Source organism: Acinetobacter sp. FDAARGOS_494, from assembly GCF_003812225.1.
Lineage (GTDB): Bacteria > Pseudomonadota > Gammaproteobacteria > Pseudomonadales > Moraxellaceae > Acinetobacter > Acinetobacter baumannii.
In genome coordinates this window covers 971423-991458 of the sequence record NZ_CP033866.1, presented here as the reverse complement: position 1 = coordinate 991458, position 20036 = coordinate 971423, and the positions used below count along the sequence as shown (strand labels likewise).

The 20036-nt window shown below is 39.1% G+C and carries 20 protein-coding genes; 13 read left to right on the top strand and 7 right to left on the bottom strand.

What is annotated here, in order from left to right; all coding sequences use genetic code 11:
* Positions 1-110: 110 nt before the first annotated feature.
* The gene (locus tag EG365_RS04765) at positions 111-1325 is read left to right on the top strand and encodes a multidrug effflux MFS transporter (protein ID WP_000003701.1); all 1215 of its coding nucleotides are present in this window, start codon (positions 111-113) and stop codon (positions 1323-1325) included.
* Between the two features lie 27 nt (positions 1326-1352).
* On the opposite strand, the gene EG365_RS04760 is transcribed toward EG365_RS04765, so the two are convergent.
* Positions 1353-2057 carry a nitroreductase gene (locus EG365_RS04760; RefSeq protein ID WP_001047597.1) on the bottom strand — a complete coding sequence of 235 codons (705 nt, stop codon included), beginning with the start codon at positions 2055-2057 and terminating at the stop codon, positions 1353-1355.
* Between the two features lie 510 nt (positions 2058-2567).
* Between EG365_RS04760 and EG365_RS04755 the strand changes: the two genes are divergently transcribed.
* The 6 genes from EG365_RS04755 to sbmA all read left to right on the top strand — a co-directional run bounded on the left by EG365_RS04755 (position 2568) and on the right by sbmA (position 8675).
* On the top strand, positions 2568-2771 hold the full coding sequence (locus EG365_RS04755; RefSeq protein ID WP_002010643.1) for a hypothetical protein: 204 nt from the start codon (positions 2568-2570) through the stop codon (positions 2769-2771).
* 182 nt (positions 2772-2953) lie between these two features.
* Complete coding sequence (locus EG365_RS04750) at positions 2954-3094, top strand: hypothetical protein (RefSeq protein WP_000490937.1); 141 nt, start codon at positions 2954-2956, stop codon at positions 3092-3094.
* Between the two features lie 99 nt (positions 3095-3193).
* Positions 3194-4669, top strand: coding sequence for an alanine/glycine:cation symporter family protein (locus EG365_RS04745; RefSeq protein ID WP_001005337.1), 1476 nt, complete (start codon positions 3194-3196; stop codon positions 4667-4669).
* 168 nt (positions 4670-4837) lie between these two features.
* The gene (locus EG365_RS04740; RefSeq protein ID WP_000811534.1) at positions 4838-5809 is read left to right on the top strand and encodes a patatin-like phospholipase family protein; all 972 of its coding nucleotides are present in this window, start codon (positions 4838-4840) and stop codon (positions 5807-5809) included.
* Positions 5810-6006: 197 nt separating this feature from the next.
* On the top strand, positions 6007-7242 hold the full coding sequence (locus tag EG365_RS04735) for a threonine ammonia-lyase (RefSeq protein WP_000615951.1): 1236 nt from the start codon (positions 6007-6009) through the stop codon (positions 7240-7242).
* Positions 7243-7478: 236 nt separating this feature from the next.
* Positions 7479-8675: a peptide antibiotic transporter SbmA gene (sbmA, locus tag EG365_RS04730; protein WP_001984834.1), complete on the top strand. Its 1197-nt coding sequence runs from the start codon at positions 7479-7481 to the stop codon at positions 8673-8675.
* A gap of 39 nt (positions 8676-8714) precedes the next feature.
* Here the strand turns inward: sbmA and EG365_RS04725 are convergent, their stop codons facing one another.
* The gene (locus EG365_RS04725; protein ID WP_000735830.1) at positions 8715-9464 is read right to left on the bottom strand and encodes a DUF4850 domain-containing protein; all 750 of its coding nucleotides are present in this window, start codon (positions 9462-9464) and stop codon (positions 8715-8717) included.
* A 124-nt stretch (positions 9465-9588) separates the two neighbouring features.
* Between EG365_RS04725 and EG365_RS04720 the strand changes: the two genes are divergently transcribed.
* On the top strand, positions 9589-10656 hold the full coding sequence (locus EG365_RS04720) for a DUF1176 domain-containing protein (protein WP_000789887.1): 1068 nt from the start codon (positions 9589-9591) through the stop codon (positions 10654-10656).
* 83 nt (positions 10657-10739) lie between these two features.
* Positions 10740-11258, top strand: a complete 519-nt coding sequence (locus EG365_RS04715) for a hypothetical protein (protein ID WP_000086450.1) — start codon at positions 10740-10742, stop codon at positions 11256-11258.
* Positions 11259-11336: 78 nt separating this feature from the next.
* Here EG365_RS04715 and EG365_RS04710 read toward each other — a convergent pair whose 3' ends face one another.
* The 5 genes from EG365_RS04710 to gatC form a co-directional block, all read right to left on the bottom strand.
* Entirely contained in the window at positions 11337-11915 is a 579-nt protein-coding gene (locus tag EG365_RS04710; protein WP_000037733.1) for a DJ-1/PfpI family protein, read from the bottom strand.
* A gap of 276 nt (positions 11916-12191) precedes the next feature.
* Positions 12192-13499: a HEPN domain-containing protein gene (locus EG365_RS04705; RefSeq protein ID WP_000347085.1), complete on the bottom strand. Its 1308-nt coding sequence runs from the start codon at positions 13497-13499 to the stop codon at positions 12192-12194.
* A 59-nt stretch (positions 13500-13558) separates the two neighbouring features.
* Positions 13559-15028 carry an Asp-tRNA(Asn)/Glu-tRNA(Gln) amidotransferase subunit GatB gene (gatB, locus tag EG365_RS04700; protein ID WP_000796648.1) on the bottom strand — a complete coding sequence of 490 codons (1470 nt, stop codon included), beginning with the start codon at positions 15026-15028 and terminating at the stop codon, positions 13559-13561.
* Positions 15028-16506 carry an Asp-tRNA(Asn)/Glu-tRNA(Gln) amidotransferase subunit GatA gene (gene gatA / locus EG365_RS04695; protein ID WP_000130658.1) on the bottom strand — a complete coding sequence of 493 codons (1479 nt, stop codon included), beginning with the start codon at positions 16504-16506 and terminating at the stop codon, positions 15028-15030. The genes gatB and gatA overlap by 1 nt, the downstream gene beginning before the upstream one ends.
* Positions 16507-16559: 53 nt before the next feature.
* Positions 16560-16874, bottom strand: a complete 315-nt coding sequence (gene gatC, locus EG365_RS04690; RefSeq protein ID WP_000107699.1) for an Asp-tRNA(Asn)/Glu-tRNA(Gln) amidotransferase subunit GatC — start codon at positions 16872-16874, stop codon at positions 16560-16562.
* Positions 16875-17007: 133 nt separating this feature from the next.
* On the opposite strand from gatC, the gene EG365_RS04685 reads away from it, so the two are divergent.
* Genes EG365_RS04685 through EG365_RS04670 form a run of 4 tightly spaced genes read left to right on the top strand, consistent with a single transcriptional unit; the run spans position 17008 to position 19948 of the window.
* A complete protein-coding gene (locus EG365_RS04685; protein ID WP_000601379.1) occupies positions 17008-18048 on the top strand; it encodes a rod shape-determining protein in 1041 nt (346 codons plus the stop codon).
* Between the two features lie 16 nt (positions 18049-18064).
* Positions 18065-18922, top strand: a complete 858-nt coding sequence (mreC, locus tag EG365_RS04680) for a rod shape-determining protein MreC (protein WP_001182997.1) — start codon at positions 18065-18067, stop codon at positions 18920-18922.
* Positions 18909-19400 carry a rod shape-determining protein MreD gene (gene mreD / locus EG365_RS04675; protein ID WP_001121008.1) on the top strand — a complete coding sequence of 164 codons (492 nt, stop codon included), beginning with the start codon at positions 18909-18911 and terminating at the stop codon, positions 19398-19400. Before mreC ends, mreD begins: the two co-directional genes overlap by 14 nt.
* Positions 19388-19948: a Maf-like protein gene (locus tag EG365_RS04670; protein ID WP_000940843.1), complete on the top strand. Its 561-nt coding sequence runs from the start codon at positions 19388-19390 to the stop codon at positions 19946-19948. The genes mreD and EG365_RS04670 overlap by 13 nt, the downstream gene beginning before the upstream one ends.
* The last annotated feature ends 88 nt before the right edge of the window (positions 19949-20036 follow it).

Sequence of the window (20036 nt, the reverse complement as noted above, 5' to 3'; positions counted from 1 at the left end):
CAACCTGAGTGATAAAGGATTTGCGTATTTCTACACCAATGTTGCACAAATCATACGATAGACAGTGTAAGCTTGTCTGTATGCAAATGATTGAAAAATGAAATATCGTTATGTCTGAACAAACAGCCCAGCGTCAATATTCTATTGGCTGGATTATGTTGCTCGCTTTACTCACGGCTTTAGGGCCATTATCCATTGATATGTACTTACCTGCGTTGCCTCAAATGGCCCATGATTTTGGGGTGAGTACGCAAATGGTAGCAAACACATTACCAGCTTATTTTTTTGGTTTAGCCATTGGACAATTGGTGTATGGACCTTTAAGCGACCGTATTGGTCGAAAAAAGCCTCTTTATTTTGGGCTTGCGCTTTATGCAGTTGCAAGCTTGTTCTGTGTGCTCGCTACAAATGAATGGAGTCTAATTGCTGCCCGTATTTTACAAGCCTTAGGTGGTTGTGTGGGGGTGGTTATGGCTCGTGCTGCTATACGAGATAGATTAGATGTCCAAGGCTCGGCACAAGCTTTTTCAAGCATGATGATCGTAATGGGCTTAGCACCTATTTTGGCCCCGATGATTGGGGCCTGGATATTAATCTGGTTTCCGTGGCAAGCGATTTTTATTGCGCTTTCAATTGTAGGGGCAATCTGTTGGCTATGTGTACATTTCTTTTTTAAAGAAACTTTGGCAGTTGATAAGAGACTCAAGTTATCTCTATATCAAGTGGCTACCTTATATGGTGCTATTTTCAAAGATGCAAGCTTCCGTTTACCTATGTTTGCAGGATGTTTAACAGGTGCAGCATTATTCTGTTATATCAGTTCAGCTCCAGCCGTTTTTATGGACCAATATGGCTTAAATCAGCAAGAGTTTGCTTATGTATTCGGGCTCAATGCTTTTGGCATTATGTTAATGTCATCTTTAAATAAGCACTTAACCACACGTGTTGAAATCACTAAGCGCTTAAAAGCAGGTTCAATGGTACAAGTGACAGGTGCAAGCATTGTGTTGATTGCTGGCTTAATTTCTGCAGCACCTTTATGGCTAGTAATGTTAGGACTGTTCTTAGCAATTTCAGGAATTGGTTTAACTGGACCAAATGCTATGGCTCTAGCCATGTCAAAGCAAGGTGCTCGTGCAGGAACAGCCAGTGCAATTATGGGCAGTATGCAATTTGCTTGCGGTCTATTGGGTGGAGTACTGCTTAACTTCCTTATTTGGTCTGCATCACTCAATATGGGAGTGATGATGGTGTTATTTACATTAAGTGGTTTTATTGTTGTTTTAAAAGCGATTCGTCAAGCAAAAAGCCAATCACTCTCTTGATTTTAAGAGAGTGGCTTGCTTGCATCTTTAATCAAGAAAAACTGCAAAATTCTCAACAGGCTCTCTAGGCGTAATAAAGGTATTCACAATATGTTCAGGGTCGGCATGACCTAGTGCAATTGCACATACCAACTCTTCGTCATCTGCTGCGCCTAAAATATCTAACACTAGCGGATGGAAATGGTTCCAAGCTGCTTGAGGGCAGGTGTCTAATCCCCGAGCCTTGGCAGCGACCATGACATTTTGAATCATCATGGCGATATCCATTTTGGAACCAATTCCCATTGCTTTATTGACTGTAAAGAAAATTCCGACTGGAGCATCAAACAGTTTGAAGTTACGTAACTGTTGAGCAGCCATTTTTTCTTTTTCACCTTTTTTAATATCTAACAAACCGTAGAGTCCCCAACCATTTTCACGGCGGCGGTCAATAAAAGGAGAGACCCATTTTTCAGGGTAATATGCAAAAGTTTCTTTATATTGCTCTGCAAGTTCGGGATTTTTGGAAACCTCAATCTGTGCTGCACAAACACGCTCTACCATTTCATCACGTTTATGACCTGTAACTACATAAACTTTCCACGGTTGAGTGTTGGTACCAGAAGGTGTTCGACTTGCGACTCTTAATATATCTTTAATGACTTCTGGCTCAATGGGAGTGCTTAAAAAAGCACGGACAGAATGTCGAGAGGTAATTGCTTCGTCAACAAGGCGGACTTGTTCCAAATTCATGAGTACTCCTGATCTTTTTCCTCAATATTTAATACTTTTTGAGATGCAATTTTATATGCTGAAATTGCTGTATTTATAAGCAAAAAATATTAGAAAACAGATATCCTTATATATATGATTAATGACTTGGGTAAGACATGATGTCTGCTCAATGATAATTCGAATATGCCACTTTAGGCTTAAAATGGTAAAGTGGTGCGACTTTGATAGTCATTCGATTAAAGCCAAAATAAGGGTTGAGTGAAAATTGCTCAATTAGAAAAAAGGTATAATATGTTTAAAAACAGTACAAAACAGATGTTTTTGCATAAAAAATAATCTTAAGTAGCATAAACTTTTAATGAAAAACATACACAAAATTTTAAATTTCTGCATAATACCGACTTTTTTACGCAGGTATGATTTCTCCATACTCACGTTAGGAAAAAAGTAGTGGCTGCAAATAAAATACTTTTACAGAAAGGATTTTGTGCAGAAATGGAGAAATACACGAGGTATAAGGAGCTTTACATGAGTTTACCGCTCATCAACAAGCAGTTCATGAAACAAGGATTGGCGATTACCATTGCAACCATGAAAATGAACGTAACTCACGCAACTACTGAGCCACAAGAAATACAACAGCTTGGTACAGATCTCAATGCACTCTTCTTTAATGAAAAAGAAAAGGGTACAGATAGTCGTGTTATGACGATGGCTTGTTACAGTCTTTGAAATTTAAATCCAGTTTAGACATTCGCCCAAAAGTATATGTAAATATGCTTATTGGCTTAAATCCAGTTTTTATAACTCGATTAATTGATGGGAATCATTAAACGAGCTGATTTAGCGGTGGTCATTTGTTAGTTTCCAAGTTTGTAGCCGAGTCGATGCATTCTGTTCACCCAAATGGGAATATGTTCAGTGGTGCGATGAATTTATTTTATCTGAAGGGTGCTTTCTCTCATGTAACCTTCAAAGGCTTAGTGCTGGGCATGATGTTGCTTAAACTTGTGACGGTAATTGCTATTCAAGTGACATTAAAAGTTTTTCCTTAAATGTACTGAAGAAGTCCCTATTTTTAGGGGCTTTTTTGTTTATTGCAGTATTTTGGCTTGTGCTAATAGCACATTAGCAAGAACGTAAGCGGACCGAGTATGAATGAACAACTCAATGCCACACTGATGTCGTGGGTACAATTTTTTAATGAACCTTTATGGGATTTTCTGGTTATTTTCTTGCTGGCCGTCGGTATTTTTTATACGGTCTTAACAGGAGCAGTGCAAATTCGCATGTTCTTGCAAAGTATTCGTGTTATGAAAAGCAGCCGTACAGAAGGCGAAGATGAGCATGGCCTTACACCTTTCCAAGCGTTTGTAACTGGTCTTGCGAGCCGTGTTGGGGTGGGTAACATTGCTGGTGTGGCAATTGCGATCGCAATTGGTGGCCCAGGCGCCGTGTTCTGGATGTGGGTAACCGCTGTACTTGGTATGAGCTCTGCTTTTATCGAATCTACTCTTGCTCAACTTTTTAAGGTGAGAGACAGTAATAGCAAGCAATTCCGCGGTGGTCCAGCCTACTATATTACTCAAGGTTTACGTAGTAAAACTTTTGGTGTGATCTTCGCATTAGCATTGATCTTTACTTATGGTTTTGTATTTAACTCAGTTCAAATCAATGCAATTGCTAATGCATCTTCACATGCTTGGGGTTGGGATAAAGCTAATCTTATTGCGCATTTAGGTGGTGTTGATTTAGAAATTTCATGGGTTGGTCTTGCTCTTGTTGTGATGGTTGCATTAGCAATCTTTGGTGGTATTAAACGTATCGCTAAATTCGCAGAGATGTTTGTTCCTTTAAAAGCAGGCCTTTATCTCTCTGTAGCGTTATATATTGCATTAAGCAACTATGCGATTTTACCTGATGTTTTAAAACTGATTGTGACTGAAGCTTTCCACTTTAATGCTGCGGCAGGTGGTTTCTTCGGTGCTGCTGTATCAATGGCAATGATGCAAGGGATTAAGCGCGGGTTGTTCTCAAACGAAGCAGGTATGGGTTCTGCACCAAATGCGGCGGCTGCGTCTGATGTAAAACATCCTGTAAACCAGGGTTTGGTACAAATGCTTGGTGTATTCGTAGATACATTCATTGTATGTACAAGTACAGCAATCATCATTTTAGTTTCTGGTGTTTACCAAGATGCTGGTTTCGTCGGGGTTGAATTAACCCAACGTGCACTAGAGACTCAAGTGGGGCACTGGGGAGCTGACTTCTTAGCTGTTCTATTATTCTTGTTCTGTTACTCAGCTGTACTAGGTAACTATGCTTATGCAGAAAGTAACGTACAGTTCATTAATAACAACCCGAAAGTCATGTTCATCTTCCGTATTTTTGTATTGGTGATGGTGTATTTCGGTGCAATTGGTAGTGTGCCATTAGTATGGTCAATGGCAGACTTGTTTATGGGTATTATGGCTACCATTAACTTGGTCGCAATTTTACTCTTAACACCAATGGCTCGTACTTTATTGAAAGATTACCGAGCGCAATTGAAGCAAGGTATTAAAGAACCTGTATTTAAAATTAATAAATATCCAGAGTTGAAGAAAAAAGTCGATTCAGATATTTGGTAATTTTGTAAGAAAAGCCTCTTAGAAATAAGGGGCTTTTTTTCGGCATAATAAAAATGCTTGAGTATAAAAATTAAACATGACAAATTAAATAAATTCACTACAGCATTTCACAAAACGAGCAACTAAAATTGCAATTCGAAAATTAACGTCATAGTGCAAAGATGGGCCATGAAACAGCTTAAATTGTGGGTTCTCGGACTTTCTATGGTGTTGGCCGGGTGCCAAACCACCTCACACTTATCTGCCTTAAAACCGCAAACGGCAGAGGCATACTCACGTTTCGTCGATCAGCCTTTTGCACAGCTTAAGAAGCAGCATAAGAAACCAGTAGTCGCATTAGTACTAGGTAGTGGTGGTGCACGAGGTTATGCACATATTGGTGTTATTGAAGTTTTAGAACAGCATGGTATCCGTCCTGATTTCATTGTTGGAACCAGTGCAGGAAGTATTGTTGGGGCAATTTATGCGAGTGGAAAAACGCCTGATGAACTTCGCGATACTGCATTGAAAATGAAAGCTGCAGATGTTCGTGACATCAGTATTGGTTTAAAAGGTTTTTTTGATGGCAAAAAAGTTGAAGACTACGTAAATCAGCAAGTAAATAACTTGCCGCTCGAAAAAATGAAAATTCCGATGTATGTAGTGGCAACAGAGCTAAAGCATGGCACCAAAACCGTATTTAATTATGGCAATACGGGACAGGCCGTGAGAGCATCAGCCTCAATACCAAGCATGTTTGTACCGACTAAAATTGGTAAATCTGAATATGTAGATGGCGGTTTAGTCAGTCCGGTACCTGTTGAAGTAGCCCGTGATTTAGGAGCCGATGTCATTATTGCTGTCGATATTCTGGCTCAACCCATTTATACGGAAACCTCAAATGTATGGGGACTCTTTAACCAGAATATTAATATTATGCAAGGACGTTTGGCTGCCGAAGAACTTCAATATGCAGATGTAGTAATTCAACCGGATTTAAGAGAAAAAGCACATATTTTTGATGTAAAAGGCCGTGAAGCAACCATGAAGGCAGGCATAGATGCAGCAAATGCAAAACTGTCTGATATTCAGTTTGCGATTGATGAAAAAATAGCTGAACAGAATCTATCTACTGACGGTTTAAGTGCGCAAACGCAATAAATTAAAAGCAAGTATATGAAAAATTAAGTAAAAGCCCGCTAAGGGCTTTTTTGTTGAAAAATAAAAGATTTGTATGTGCTGACAAAAATTTTTGTATAGTGGAGCTATGCTGAAAACTACTCATGACACATATGAGATATTCATGCTATTTTTCAAAAAAATAATTGATTTGTAACATATTGAGGCCAGCTACTTAGATGATTCAGCAACAGGTAAAAAATGAGTTTCCAACATTAGAAGATATACATGCCGCTGCAGAGCGTTTAGATGGTTTAGTTGTTAAAACACCTTTTGTTTTTTCAGAAACCATTTCTAAAACTTTAGGGGCTGAAATGTGGCTGAAATTTGAGAATCTACAGTTTACGGCTTCGTTTAAAGAAAGGGGCGCATTAAATAAACTTTTGAGCTTATCTGAACAAGAAAAACAACATGGTGTAATTGCAGCTTCAGCTGGTAATCATGCGCAAGGGGTCGCTTATCATGCACAGCGCACAGGAGTCACGGCAACTATTGTTATGCCAAAATCGACGCCCAATGTGAAGGTGCAACGAGTACGTGAATACGGTGCGCGTGTTATTTTGCATGGACAAGACTTTTCGGAAGCTGCTGCTGAAATGCACCGTGTGGCACAAGAAGAATCTTTAACCATTATTCATCCATTTGATGATGCTGAAATTATTGCGGGTCAAGGTACTATCGCGCTCGAAATGCTGGAAGCTGTTCCTGATTTAGATATCTTGGTCGTACCTATTGGAGGTGGTGGTCTCATTTCTGGTATTGCGATTGCTGCAAAATCAATAAATCCTAAAATCAAGATTATTGGAGTTCAGTCGGTTGTTTATCCAAGTATGGCGAAACTGCTTTGTAACTATCAACTCGCGGTTTCAATGGGTTCAACGGTAGCTGAAGGTATTGCGGTTAAAACTCCGGGTGAGCTGACCACACAAATTGCTAAGCATTTTGTAGATGATATTGTGGTAGTCACTGAAGATATGATTGAAGAAGCGATTGCGCTATTACTCAACATTGAAAAAACAGTGTGTGAAGGAGCTGGCGCAACTGGAATTGCTGCAATTATGTCTCGTCCCGATCTATTTTTAGGTCATAAAGTTGGTGTGGTGTTATCTGGTGGCAATATTGATACACGCGTAATGGTTTCAGTATTACAGCGTCACTTAACTCGTACTGGCCGTATGGTTCGTATTCGCGTTGAATTACCAGATAATCCGGGTGCCTTAGCGCGTCTAACAGCAATTATTGCGGAGCAGGGCGGTAATATTTATGAACTTCGACATGAACGCTTTGCAGCAACAAGCCGTGCTAAAGAAAGTGCGGTGAGTGTCGATATTGAACTAAAAAGCGCTCCAGATCTGGAACCATTAATTCAGGCTATGCAACTTGAAGGCTATATTGTTCGTAAAGAAGAGATTTAAACGTACATATGGCTGTGATATAAAAACTGTATATGGCTCTTAGGGGAGCCATATACAAAGCAATTTAAACGGATTAAATTGCATAAAGGGATGAATTTACAAAAAAACGATCAAATCCTTCAATGAAATGGGAAAAATTGACAATTCTCTAAACTTTAGCCTTCACAATTTTAAGGTTTAGGTTTTAGTATTCCTTTCATTGTAAATTTGAAGAAATATAGGGATATCAACACTCAATGTTCAAATCATTTTTTCCATCACCACGATATTTCTTTATATCTGCGGTTATTTGGCTCGCGCTAAATATGGTGCTCTGGTATACAGGGGGAGATCACTGGGGACAGTATCTTGGCTTTCCTCAGGGGTATGCAGATGCTGAGTTGCCTATTGGGGTAAGTCGCTTCTGGTCGCCTGCTTTTTTATGGTTTTACCTCTGGTTTTTAGTCTCCACAGCACTGTTTGCTAGCTTTTGGAAAATTATATCGAATAACCCATGGCAGCGTTGGTCTATCTGGGGCTCGGCTTTTATTTTATTTAATATCTGGTTTAGTGTTCAGGTCAGTGTTGCCATTAATGCATGGTATGTACCATTTTGGGATTTAATCCAACAAATGCTTTCAAGTGGAGGGGGAGATCTCTCTGCACTTTATAGTGAAACTCTAGTCTTTCTTTACATTGCAATGGTTGCTGTGACTTTAGCTGTGATTAATGCTTTTTTTACAAGTCACTATGTATTTCGTTGGCGTACGGCAATGAATGAATATTACACGGAGCATTGGGAAAAGCTTCGCCATATTGAGGGTGCTTCACAGCGTGTACAAGAAGATACCATGCGCTTTGCAACAATTTTGGAAGACTTAGGGGTTGAGCTGGTCAAAGCAGTTATTACATTAATTGCTTTCTTACCAATTTTATTTCAGCTTTCTAAACATGTTCCAGTTTTACCAATTGTCGGCGAGCTAGAACACTCCTTGGTATGGGCCGCAATTGTATGGTCAATTTTTGGTACTGTCCTACTCATGGTGGTTGGTATTAAATTACCCGGTCTACAATTTAATAACCAAAAAGTAGAAGCAGCTTACCGTAAAGAATTGGTTTATGGTGAGGATCATGCAGATCGTGCAAAACCTGCTACTTTACGTGAGTTATTTAGTAATGTACGTAAGAACTATTTCAGACTTTACTTCCACTATGCCTATTTTAATATGACAGCGATTTGGTATGGACAGCTTGATATTCTCTATAATTTGGTTGTTCTTTTCCCATCGATTGCTGCTGGTAAACTCACATTAGGTTTAATTCAACAAATTGCGAATGTATTTGGACGCGTACGTGAATCATTTCAATATTTAATTACTTCTTGGAAGACGATTATTGAACTACTTTCAATTTATAAGCGTTTAAAAGCTTTCGAATCGATATTACATAAGTAAAAAGAGCCCGCGAAAGCGGGTTTTTTTATGATTATTGATTTAATGGGTTGCATTATAAAAATTAAGGATAGGGCCAACTAGAGACTGCTGCGACTTATCTAAGGTGACTTGAATCTCTTTATAGTTAAAAGTGTCTTCATCATCATACTTGGCAATACCATGGGTTTTATTGTTCACTTGAGGAATTTGGTAGCTAAAAAAAGCGACTTTTTTAGAGGGATGAACAATATTGATAAGGTTTTTAGGGTCTTTAAAACCACCATATTCATTTTCAAGACTTTCTTTTAATAGTTCAGGAAAATAAAGCGTTGCATTGGGTAATCCACATCCAACGCAAAATGAAGAGTCATAAAGCTTTATCGCTTGCTTTTGATCTGGACTCATGATTAGAGCAAAACCAGTTCCATTTGCGCCTGCATTTGCTTGAATATCTTGCCAGTTACGTGGAACAAGTACTACACCTACTTCAGGTAATGCAAGAAGCTTTAATTGCTTGGCATGTTGAGCATCAAGTTTAAAATTAAAACTACAGCTTTTAGGCGTGCATTTTTCAAAACTTTTAAGTAAACCATCTTCTATTGGGTTTTGTGCCGTAATGCCATAAAAAGGGACTGCAACGCCGTTTAAAAATTTTGCCTCTCCAAGAGCATAGAATTGATTGTCTGCTTTGCGGGTTGTAGCAGAGCTATAAAATTTGGGGAAATGAGGAGTAAAGCTTTTTACTTCTGCATAAGCAGTTGAATTTAGGCTGACTAATGTTGCCCATAATAAAAAATTTAGTTTTTTCATTTTTAGAAAGTAATCAATTTAAATTTTATATAAATCTAACATATTCTTTTAAACTAGGCGGTAACTCAAAATTTAACACTGTTGTTAACTTCATAATAAAACAGACGTGTAGAGACATGAAAAAATGAAAAATATACTTTCAATTTGTTGTTTGGCAGTAATAAGTTCTTATAGTTTTGCTCAAGATATAAAAGGTATTTCATTTTCTCACCAAGAGTGGGAAATCTCTTGCAGTAATACGGGTACCTGTAAGGCTGCAGGCTATCAAAACGAAGAAAATGGTGATAATCCCGCTTCAATTTTATTAACACGTAAAGCAGGCCCAAAACAACCTGTACAGATTGGATTTGCTTTGTCTGACTATGAACAAAGCATACCTGCAAACCAGCTTAAAAATATCCATTTTTATATAAATGGCAAAGATTTAGGTGCAGTGGGTGTGGACGGTACTGAGCTGCCAATTATGGGTAAGCTAAACAGCTCGCAAGTCAATGCTCTACTACAGCAGTCCAAACAGAAGACTGAAATTGTATTTAAAAATGCGCAGCATAAATGGAAAGTTTCCGATGCTGGGATGACTGCCGTATTATTAAAGATGGATGATTTTCAGAAGCGTATAGGGACTATTGGTGCTTTGGTTAAAAAGGGCAGTGCCAATGAAAATCAAGTGCTTATGCCTGAACCAAAACTAGTTGTGAAGCGTATTAAGACTTCAACCAAACCTTATTTAACTTTACAGCCTAAAAATAAACATTACCAAGCAATACACCGTAGTTTGATGGCTGCTAAACCGAATCCGAAAGAAGACGGCTTTTGTAAAGGTATTTATGGTGGTAACAGTGATGGAGCCGAACCACAGAAAATTGAGCTATATAAATTAACCAATAAGAAAGTTCTGGCGACTACATTGTGCTGGAGAGGGGCTTATAACGAAGGGTATGGGGCATGGGTACTCGATGAGTCTTTAAACGGTAAGGCCGCGTTTGTGACTGAGTCCGCCTCAGATTTTGATAGCGGTATTATTAGTAGTGCTCAAAAGGGACGAGGCATTGGAGATTGCTGGGCAAGTGAAGAGTGGGTATGGGACGGCAAGAGTTTTGTGCATACTAAGGATATGTGGACGGGTATGTGTAAAGGCTTGGCAGCAGGTGGAGTGTGGGAGCTTGATCGAATAGAGTCTGTGGTGAAATGACTACTTTGTGGTTACAGAGTCATAACAGGTAACTTTAGTGACTCTGTGATAAAAAGAACAGATTGTTTATTGGAGCTAGACCTATGTCACGTCATCTTTATGCTATTGCTCGCCGTAAGTTTTCACATCTGAGCCGTTCAATATATGTGGCGGCGACTGTACTGGGTGTAACACAAATTGCGATGGCTGGTCCAACAGTTGATCAGCTCAGTGATTGTTTAGTTAAAGCAACGACAGCTTCGGATAAAACCACAGTGCTCCAATGGACATTTACAGCTTTAGCAGCTCATCCTGATTTAAAAGCATTTAGTAATGTAACGCCTGAGCAAAAGGATCAGTTAGATCAAAAACTGGCTCAGGTTTTACAGCGGATAATTGTAGAGCAATGTTCTGCTCAGACCAAAGCTGTAATTCAGGCTGAAGGTGTGAAGGCTGTTGGGGAGGCTTTCCAGCAGTTAGGCCAAAGTGCGGGTGAAGATATTGTTAAAGACCCAGCCGTTAAACAGCAGTTGCAGGGCACATTACGCTACATCGATTTAAATAAATTGGTGACAACGTTTTTAACACCAGAAATTTGGAATAAGTTGGGAATTACAAGATAAAAATCTAGTTTTCTATTTTAGTAATAAAGCCTGCTATCTAAATGCAGGCTTTATTGTATTTGGGGTGAAGAATCTTATTTAGATACTAATCTTAGCGCCTAAAACTTTCACAAATTGTGCTAACCAAGCTGGATGTGCAGGCCAAGCTGGAGCAGTCACCAAATGACCATCTGTAACTGCTTCAGTCACAGCAATATCTGCGTATTGTCCACCTGCCAATTTTACTTCAGCCGCACATGCTGGATAAGCCGAGCAGAGGCGGTCTTTTAAAATGTCTGCTGCAGCGAGTAACTGAGCACCGTGGCATACGGCTGCAATTGGTTTTTTCACTCTATCGAATTCACGTACAATTTCGACAACACGTTCATTCATGCGTAAATACTCTGGCGCACGACCACCTGGGATGACTAAACCTACATAGTCTTCGGTATTAACGGCATCGAAATCATAGTTAATCGCGAAGTTGTGGCCACGTTTTTCGCTATAAGTTTGCTCACCTTCAAAATCATGAATAGCCGTCGCAATATGATCGCCGTTTTTTTTATTTGGGCAAACCGCATGCACGGTATAACCCAAACCAGTTAAGAACTGGAAAGGAACCATAGTTTCATAGTCTTCTGCATAGTCACCGACCAACATTAAAATCTTTTTAGACATGATTTATCTCTCTTATTTAAAATATATGTGATTTCAATTTGTAATTTAAATTAGCACAATGAAAGTATGATTTTTAGCAAAAAGTGCATTCTTTAGTCGAAGGGTGGCTGAAGTTAGGGGGTGAGAATAACAAATACAGTTTTTGATAATTCACTGGTATTAGTTACGTGATAGGCTACATGGATGTCGCCGTTAGGCAGAGGTATCAGAGATGTGCCTTCTGCCTAACAGATGGTTTTGTTACTTTTGCCAAAACAAAAGTAAAGCTATTTTTTTTTAACCAAATTTCTGATTATCTAGGAAAGTAATTAAATCTTTATTTGAGTTAATTTCATCGGCTTTTATTTTTGATATTATTTTTATTATACTCATAGCTAAGTAGTATCTTATTTGCTTTAACTCTTTGGTTTCAATATTTATGTTTCCACCATGTGCAATACCACTACGTTTTGCATATAAATTGCACATAGTGTTGTAAACTAGTTTTCTACTTTCAATGTCATCTTTAGCTATTAAAAAAGCAGTGTTTTCAGCTAATACTTTTGTAATGGAGTCTCTACCTGTAGTTAATAATGATTCCATTCCAATAGCACAGAATAAAAAGCTCTCATTTAAACTTTCCGAATTAATGGATGCACTATACCAATTTATAGAAACACGCAATTTCTCTAATAAGTCATTGTTAAAGCTATTAGTTAGTATAGGAAAGCATAATTCTTTAAATTTAGAACCAATATTACTTAGACTATCTATATTATTCCTTTGTGAAAAGCTAAAATCGACATTGTAAATAATTTCATCACTTAATGCGCTAGTACTTAATTCGTCATAATTTACGCATAATGGTTGAATTCTATCTTTAACTTCATAAGTATGTACTTGAATGTGGAATTTATAACTTTTTGATATATGAGTGATGAAAATAATTTGATTTATTAACTCTTTAGCATCATTTTTACTTTTTTCTTTGGCCATTAATGGGTCGCCAAGATTAGAAATCTCAATAACTGTTTTATTTTTATATTTTTTTATTGTATTTTTTAGCTCTTTTAAAAATATATCTTTGGGATTAAATGTCCCATTTCTTTTTCGCTCATCTATGACTAGTTTTATATTTTTATTTATTTTTTCTGAGAAAGAAATGTTGTTTGAGTTTTTTTCATTAAAATTTCCAAGAGTTATATTTTCAAATGAATATATTTTATCGCAGTTTAATCCTTGGATAATGAAATAGAAGAAATTAGTTTTTTGACTATAAATTTTCAGTTCTGAAATAACTTTATTAAACTCAGAAAATATATCTAAACTACTATTCTGAACATATTCTTTGAATAGTTTTTTTATTTTTTTATCTATAGTTTCCAAAGCTATTAAATCAATTAGATTGGTTGTTTTTAATATAGAGGTAAGAAATACAGTCCAATTAAGAGATGTTTCTATTGAGAAACCGTAACTTATATCACTTAAAGTAGCAAAGCCGCCTGAAGCCATGGCTGTATGAAAATCAAGCATATTGTCTTTAAAATAATCAAAATATGTAATTATAGATCTTGGTCTATCTATTTTTATTTTATTAAAATCCATAAAAAACCCCACTTTAAGTGAGGTTTTTATCGCATAAAAACAATGAATTAGTCAATAAATCAACCAATCAATTTTTTCATTAATTCATTGACTTGCGCAGGATTAGCTTTACCCTTAGATGCTTTCATGACTTGACCAACAAGACCGTTAAAGGCTTTTTCTTTACCAGACTTGTACTCTTCAACCATTTTTTCATTGGCTGCAAGTACTTCTTTAATGATTGCTTCAATTGCACCAGTATCGGTTTCTTGCTTTAAGCCTTTTTCCGCAATAATGTCATCGGCAGATTTACCTTCAGATTCCCACATAAAGCCAAAGACTTGTTTAGCAATTTTACCGCTAATGGTGTTGTCGATAATACGCGCAATCATGCCGCCAAGCTGTTCAGCAGAAACAGGTGAGTCTGTTAACTCTAAGCCCGCTTTGTTTAAAGCACCAGAGAATTCACCCATTACCCAGTTTGCAGCAATTTTACCTTGCTTCGCACCGCCAGCCGCAGCAACAACAGCTTCATAGAAGTCCGCCATTTCGCGTGAGAGCGTAAGTACGTGTGCGTCGTATTCAGTTACGCCAAAGTCTGCAATAAAGCGTGCACGGCGTGCTGCTGGCAACTCAGGCATAGTTGCTTTGATGGCCTCAATTTGCTCATCTGGAATAATTACTGGTAGCAAGTCTGGATCAGGGAAGTAGCGGTAGTCATTTGCTTCTTCTTTAGAACGCATAGAACGCGTTTCCATTTTATTTGGATCGAACAAACGGGTTTCTTGATCAATTTCGCCGCCCCATTCCAAAATTTCCATTTGGCGTTCAATTTCAACATTGATCGCTTGCTCAATGAAACGGAATGAGTTGAGGTTTTTAAGCTCACAGCGTGTGCCAAACGGTTGTCCTGGACGACGTAAAGACACGTTACAATCCGCACGGAATGAACCTTCAGCCATGTTGCCGTCAGAAATACCTAACCAACGTACTAGTGTGTGAATTGCTTTGATGTAGGCAACTGCTTCTTCAACCGAACGCATGTCTGGTTCAGAAACGATTTCAAGCAAAGGCGTACCAGCACGGTTTAAGTCAATGCCAGACATACCTTCAAATTGGTCGTGCACAGACTTACCCGCATCTTCTTCAAGGTGAGCACGAGTTACGCCAATGCGTTTAGTCGTACCATCTTCAAGCTGAATGTCGATATGGCCCAAGCCCACAATCGGATTGTCCATTTGGCTAATTTGATAGCCTTTTGGAGAGTCAGGATAGAAGTAGTTTTTACGTGCAAATACTGAAGCTTGGTCGATGTAAGCATCAATCCCTAAACCAAAACGAATTGCGAGTTCAACCACTTTTTCATTTAAAACCGGCAATACACCCGGCATCGCCAAGTCTACAAGGCTCGCTTGTGTATTTGGGTCTTGACCAAATTCAGTTGATGAACCTGAGAAAATTTTAGAATTGGTTGCAAGCTGAGTATGAATCTCAATACCAATAACGACTTCCCAACCGTCAATCAATTTCAACTTTTGAGCTTCAGCCATTATGCATTCTCCTCAGCAATTGCCGCACGTTTGGTGTGCCAGTCAGTGTTTTGTTGGTATTGGTGAACAATCGACAACAATTGTGATTCTGACCAGTAATTACCGATTAACTGTAAACCTACTGGTAAGTTGTCTTTATCAAAACCAACAGGAGCATTAATCGCTGGCAAGCCTGCTAAGTTCACTGCGATGGTATAGATATCGCCTAAGTACATTTCAACAGGGTCTAAAGATGCACCAATTTTGTAGGCAGTTGTTGGTGCAGCAGGTGCTGCAATTACATCTACATTTTCAAAAGCTTTTAAGAAGTCTTGTTGAATTAAACGACGTACTTTTTGTGCTTTTACATAGTAAGCATCGTAATAACCCGCAGAAAGCGCGTATGTACCAATTAAAATACGGCGTTGAACTTCTGGACCGAAACCTTCTGAACGCGAACGTTTGTAAAGATCCATCAAGTCAGCTGGGTTTTCACAGCGGTAACCGTAGCGAACACCGTCATAACGTGACAAGTTAGAAGATGCTTCCGCTGGCGCGATGAGGTAATACGTTGGTACATAAGCTTCAGTCATGTTGAGGTCGATTTCAACAAGCGCTGCGCCCATTTCTTCAAGCTTTTTCAAAGACTCTTCAACACGTGCTTTTACGTCCGCATCTAAACCTGCAACGTTAAAGTATTGTTTAGGAATACCAATGCGTAAGCCTTTTACAGATGTGTTATTTAGGTTTGCAACGTAATCATCGACTTCTTTTTTAACCGAAGTTGAGTCTTTAGCATCGTGACCTGCAATTACATTCATCAGGTAAGCACAGTCTTCAGCAGAGCGTGCCATTGGACCTGCTTGGTCTAATGATGATGCATAAGCAATGATCCCGAAACGAGATACACGACCATAAGTTGGTTTTAAGCCTGTTAAACCACAGAAAGAAGCAGGTTGGCGAATTGAGCCACCTGTATCGGTACCTGTAGCAAATGGTGCTAAATCAGCCGCTACAGCCGCAGCAGAACCACCAGATGAACCGCCAGGAACATGGTCAAGTGCCCAAGGGTTACTCGTTGCACCTACATATGAACTCTCAGAAGTTGAGCCCATCGCAAACTCATCCATGTTCACTTTACCTAAAGTAACCAGACCAGCTGCTTTAGTTTTTTCAACAACGGTTGCATCGTAAGGTGAAATGAAGTTATCGAGCATTTTTGAACCAGCAGTGGTTTTAATACCTTTGGTACAAAAGATGTCTTTGTGGGCAAGAGGAATACCCGTTAAAGCAGTTGCATTGCCAGCTTTTAATGCGGCATCGGCAGCATCGGCTTCGCGAAGTGCCTGTTCTGGAGTAACCGTCACATAGCTCTTAACTTGCGGATCGATTTTAGCAATACGTTTTAAATAATGTTCAGTCAATTCGCGAGATGAAAACTTCGCTTGGCTTAAGCCTTCAGCAAGTTCGCGAATTGATAAGCGATGTAAATCAGTCATGAGTAAAATTTCTTTACATTCAAAATAGGGAAGATGGGTTAATTGATTAAAAGTTATTCAATCACGCGAGGAACAAGATACAAACCATCTTGAGTTGCAGGTGCAACTGCTTGGTATTCGTCCCGATGATTGCTTTCAGTTACCACATCAGCACGTAAAGGTTGAGGATTGTCAAAAGGACTCTTTAAAGGTTCTACGCCTTCCGTATCAATGCCTTTTAAGGTTTCCATCATGCCTAAAATTTTATTTAGACTTTGAGCATATTCAGCAGATTGCGTATCATTGAGCGACAATCGAGCAAGATTGGCGATTGCTGAAACTGTTTGTGCATTTAAATCTGCTGAATGCTGTGCATCCGATGTAGACATAACATCACCTAATCAGTATTAAAAATTTTCAAAATATCGTGCGTTATAATAAGCGATTGACTTGTTCAAATCATCACATTTAGTTTAAAGTTGCCACCTTGCATCCACATGAAAGTTTAACTGAGAACGAACCGTGATTCTAAAACGACTAATTGGCTTGTTTTCGCCGGATCTAGCCATTGATTTAGGTACAGCAAATACACTTATTTATGCACCAGGCCGCGGCATTATATTAAATGAACCAACAGTTGTGGCAATTCGTCACAGTGGTTCACAAAAAATTGTTGCTGCTGTAGGGCTAGATGCTAAGCAAATGCTAGGCCGTACACCTGCGAATATTTCTGCAATTCGTCCAATGAAAGACGGTGTAATTGCAGATTTTGAAGTGACTGAAACCATGTTGAATCAGTTTATTGGTAAAGTTCACGAAAAACGTTTGTTCCCACCTGCACCTCGTGTAGTTGTATGTGTACCATGTAAATCAACTTTGGTCGAGCGCCGTGCAATTCGCGAAGCCGTATTTAATGCGGGTGCTCGTGATGTACGCCTAATTGAAGAGCCAATGGCTGCTGCAATTGGTGCTGGCATGCCAGTTGAACAAGCATGTGGTTCTATGGTTGTGGATGTTGGTGGTGGTACAACTGAAATTGCAATTATTTCATTGCAAGGTTGTGTCTATGCTGATTCTTTACGTATTGGTGGCGATGTATTTGATGAGCAAATTATCAATTATGTTCGTAAAGCTCACGGTTGCGTAATTGGTGAAACCACAGCTGAAATTATTAAAAAAGAAGTTGGTATGGCTGTTTCTGATGGTACGACATTAGAAATTGAAGTACGTGGCCGTAACCTTGCAGAAGGTGTACCTCGTGCAATTACCGTAACTTCTGACGAAATTACTCAAGCAATTTCTGACCCGTTACAAAGTATTGTAAGCGCGGTGAAATCTGCACTTGAACAAACTCCTCCTGAACTTTCTTCTGATATTGCTGAGCGCGGTATTGTGTTGACAGGTGGTGGAGCGTTACTTCGTAACCTTGATAAATTATTAGCTCAAGAAACCGGTTTACCAGTTGTTGTTGCTGAAGACCCTCTTACTTGTGTAACCCGTGGTGGTGGTAAAGTATTGGAATTCTTCGACAACCCGAACCATGACATGCTTTTCGTCGGTTAAGTTTAAGGATTAGGCGGTGCAACCGAATATTTTTTCAAGACAGCCGCCATCTTTCCGCTCGTTCATTATTGCGGTCATTACATGCTTGGTGGTGCTGTTCTTTGATTGGCGCATGCCTTATGTAATTCAGCCAGCAAGGGATGTCTTGTACGCTGCATATAATCCAATATATGCACTTGCAAGTTATCCGGTACTGTCGAGAGAATGGCTGAATCAACAAACTAAATCTGAAACACAACTGCGCCGTGAAAACACTGCAATGCAGGCTGAGCTATTACAGGCTCAGGTCCGCTTGCAGAAGCTGTCTGAATTATCTGCTGAAAATACCCGCTTACGTGGTTTACTCGATACACCATTAATTATTGATGGTCGTATGGAAATTGCGGAAGTGATTGGGACAGATGCCGATCCACTTCGTCACATTATTATTATCAACCGTGGTGCAATGGATCATCTTAAAGTTGGTCAAACGGTTTTAGATGATAAAGGGATTATGGGGCAAATTATCAATGTATATCCTCATAGTTCACGTGTGATGCTGCTTTCTGACAAAGAGCATTCTCTATCTGTTCGTTTAGAGCGTACAGGTATGCGTGCAATTGTCTCGGGTACTGGTGATTTAGGCCGTTTAAAAATGGAATATGTGCCAACGAGTGCAAATATTCAGGTCGGCGATAAAGTATTAAGTTCAGGCTTAGGTGAGCATTTTCCAGCAGGTTATGCCGTGGGTACGGTGGCTAAAATCCGTCGCCATAATTCAGGTGAGTTTGCTGAAATTGATGTTACACCAGCAGCACAATTAGCAACTGGTCATCATGTTGTTGTACTTTTCTCTGACTCATTAGCGAAGGAGCAACCATATGCCGATCGCTAAGTTGAAACGTGAGAAGCGTAAAGATCCATTATGGGGAATTATTCTCTCTATAATCGTGGGGTCTGTCCTCATGATCTATCCATTATCTTACGACATCTCGGGCTGGCGACCATTGTTCATGCTTATGATCATGTTGTTTTGGGTTGTGTGCCAGCCAACATGGTGTGGGGTGTGGTTCGCATTTGGTATGGGGATTTTTACAGATCTATTGCTTGATGCACCTTTAGGATTAAATGCACTGAGTTTTGTTATTGTCACGTTTATTACCCGATTTTTAATACGCGAACGCCGTATTTTGACTTTTGGTAATTTATGGACGATTGCTACATTGGTGATTATTGCTCACTTAGCGTTTATGTGGGTGACTCAAACGATGGGGGGCATTCATTTTTCGATTGCTCGACATTGGCAACCATTGATGACAAGTATCTTAACCTGGCCTGTTGTCTATTATTGTTTAGCAAAATGGCGCATTTAGTTTTAGCTTCTAGTTCTCCGCGTCGGAGAGAGTTGTTGCAACAACTGGGCTTAAATTTTGAAATCTATAGCCCGGATATTGATGAATCTGTTCATGAAGGTGAGCTGGTTCACCAATATGTAGAGCGGTTAGCGAGAGAAAAAGCCCAAGCTGTATTAAACATTTTTCCAGATTCAGTGATTATTGCAGCAGATACGAGCCTTGGTCTGGATGGTCAGATTATTGGTAAACCTGACTCAAAGCAGCATGCCTTTGACATCTGGAAACAATTATCTGGTCGTTGGCATGATGTATTTTCCGGAATTTGTATTGCAACACAGCAACACATCTTAAGTCAGGTGGTGCAGACCCAAGTTGAGTTTGCATCTCTAACTACGCAAGATATGGAAGATTACTGGGCCACAGGAGAACCTGTAGGGAAGGCCGGTGCATATGCAATTCAAGGAATTGCTTCACAATATATTCCCAAAATTCAAGGAAGTTATAGTAATGTGGTAGGGCTTCCTTTGTACGAATTTTCACAGTTATTCAAAAGAGTGAAGACATAAGGGGTTGTTGATAATTCTTGATTGAATTGCATTGTCGATGAACAATGGACAAAGCTACATTAACAGTCCCTCTGACTCTTTAATAAAA

What these genes read in the sequence shown, in the direction of transcription:
- EG365_RS04765 (WP_000003701.1), top strand. Translation starts at nt 111, where the DNA reads ATGTCTGAACAAACAGCCCAGCGTCAATATTCTATTGGCTGGATTATG.
- EG365_RS04760 (WP_001047597.1), bottom strand. Translation starts at nt 2,057, where the DNA reads ATGAATTTGGAACAAGTCCGCCTTGTTGACGAAGCAATTACCTCTCGA.
- EG365_RS04755 (WP_002010643.1), top strand. Translation starts at nt 2,568, where the DNA reads ATGAGTTTACCGCTCATCAACAAGCAGTTCATGAAACAAGGATTGGCG.
- EG365_RS04750 (WP_000490937.1), top strand. Translation starts at nt 2,954, where the DNA reads ATGTTCAGTGGTGCGATGAATTTATTTTATCTGAAGGGTGCTTTCTCT.
- EG365_RS04745 (WP_001005337.1), top strand. Translation starts at nt 3,194, where the DNA reads ATGAATGAACAACTCAATGCCACACTGATGTCGTGGGTACAATTTTTT.
- EG365_RS04740 (WP_000811534.1), top strand. Translation starts at nt 4,838, where the DNA reads ATGAAACAGCTTAAATTGTGGGTTCTCGGACTTTCTATGGTGTTGGCC.
- EG365_RS04735 (WP_000615951.1), top strand. Translation starts at nt 6,007, where the DNA reads ATGATTCAGCAACAGGTAAAAAATGAGTTTCCAACATTAGAAGATATA.
- sbmA (WP_001984834.1), top strand. Translation starts at nt 7,479, where the DNA reads ATGTTCAAATCATTTTTTCCATCACCACGATATTTCTTTATATCTGCG.
- EG365_RS04725 (WP_000735830.1), bottom strand. Translation starts at nt 9,464, where the DNA reads ATGAAAAAACTAAATTTTTTATTATGGGCAACATTAGTCAGCCTAAAT.
- EG365_RS04720 (WP_000789887.1), top strand. Translation starts at nt 9,589, where the DNA reads ATGAAAAATATACTTTCAATTTGTTGTTTGGCAGTAATAAGTTCTTAT.
- EG365_RS04715 (WP_000086450.1), top strand. Translation starts at nt 10,740, where the DNA reads ATGTCACGTCATCTTTATGCTATTGCTCGCCGTAAGTTTTCACATCTG.
- EG365_RS04710 (WP_000037733.1), bottom strand. Translation starts at nt 11,915, where the DNA reads ATGTCTAAAAAGATTTTAATGTTGGTCGGTGACTATGCAGAAGACTAT.
- EG365_RS04705 (WP_000347085.1), bottom strand. Translation starts at nt 13,499, where the DNA reads ATGGATTTTAATAAAATAAAAATAGATAGACCAAGATCTATAATTACA.
- gatB (WP_000796648.1), bottom strand. Translation starts at nt 15,028, where the DNA reads ATGGCTGAAGCTCAAAAGTTGAAATTGATTGACGGTTGGGAAGTCGTT.
- gatA (WP_000130658.1), bottom strand. Translation starts at nt 16,506, where the DNA reads ATGACTGATTTACATCGCTTATCAATTCGCGAACTTGCTGAAGGCTTA.
- gatC (WP_000107699.1), bottom strand. Translation starts at nt 16,874, where the DNA reads ATGTCTACATCGGATGCACAGCATTCAGCAGATTTAAATGCACAAACA.
- mreD (WP_001121008.1), top strand. Translation starts at nt 18,909, where the DNA reads ATGCCGATCGCTAAGTTGAAACGTGAGAAGCGTAAAGATCCATTATGG.
- EG365_RS04670 (WP_000940843.1), top strand. Translation starts at nt 19,388, where the DNA reads ATGGCGCATTTAGTTTTAGCTTCTAGTTCTCCGCGTCGGAGAGAGTTG.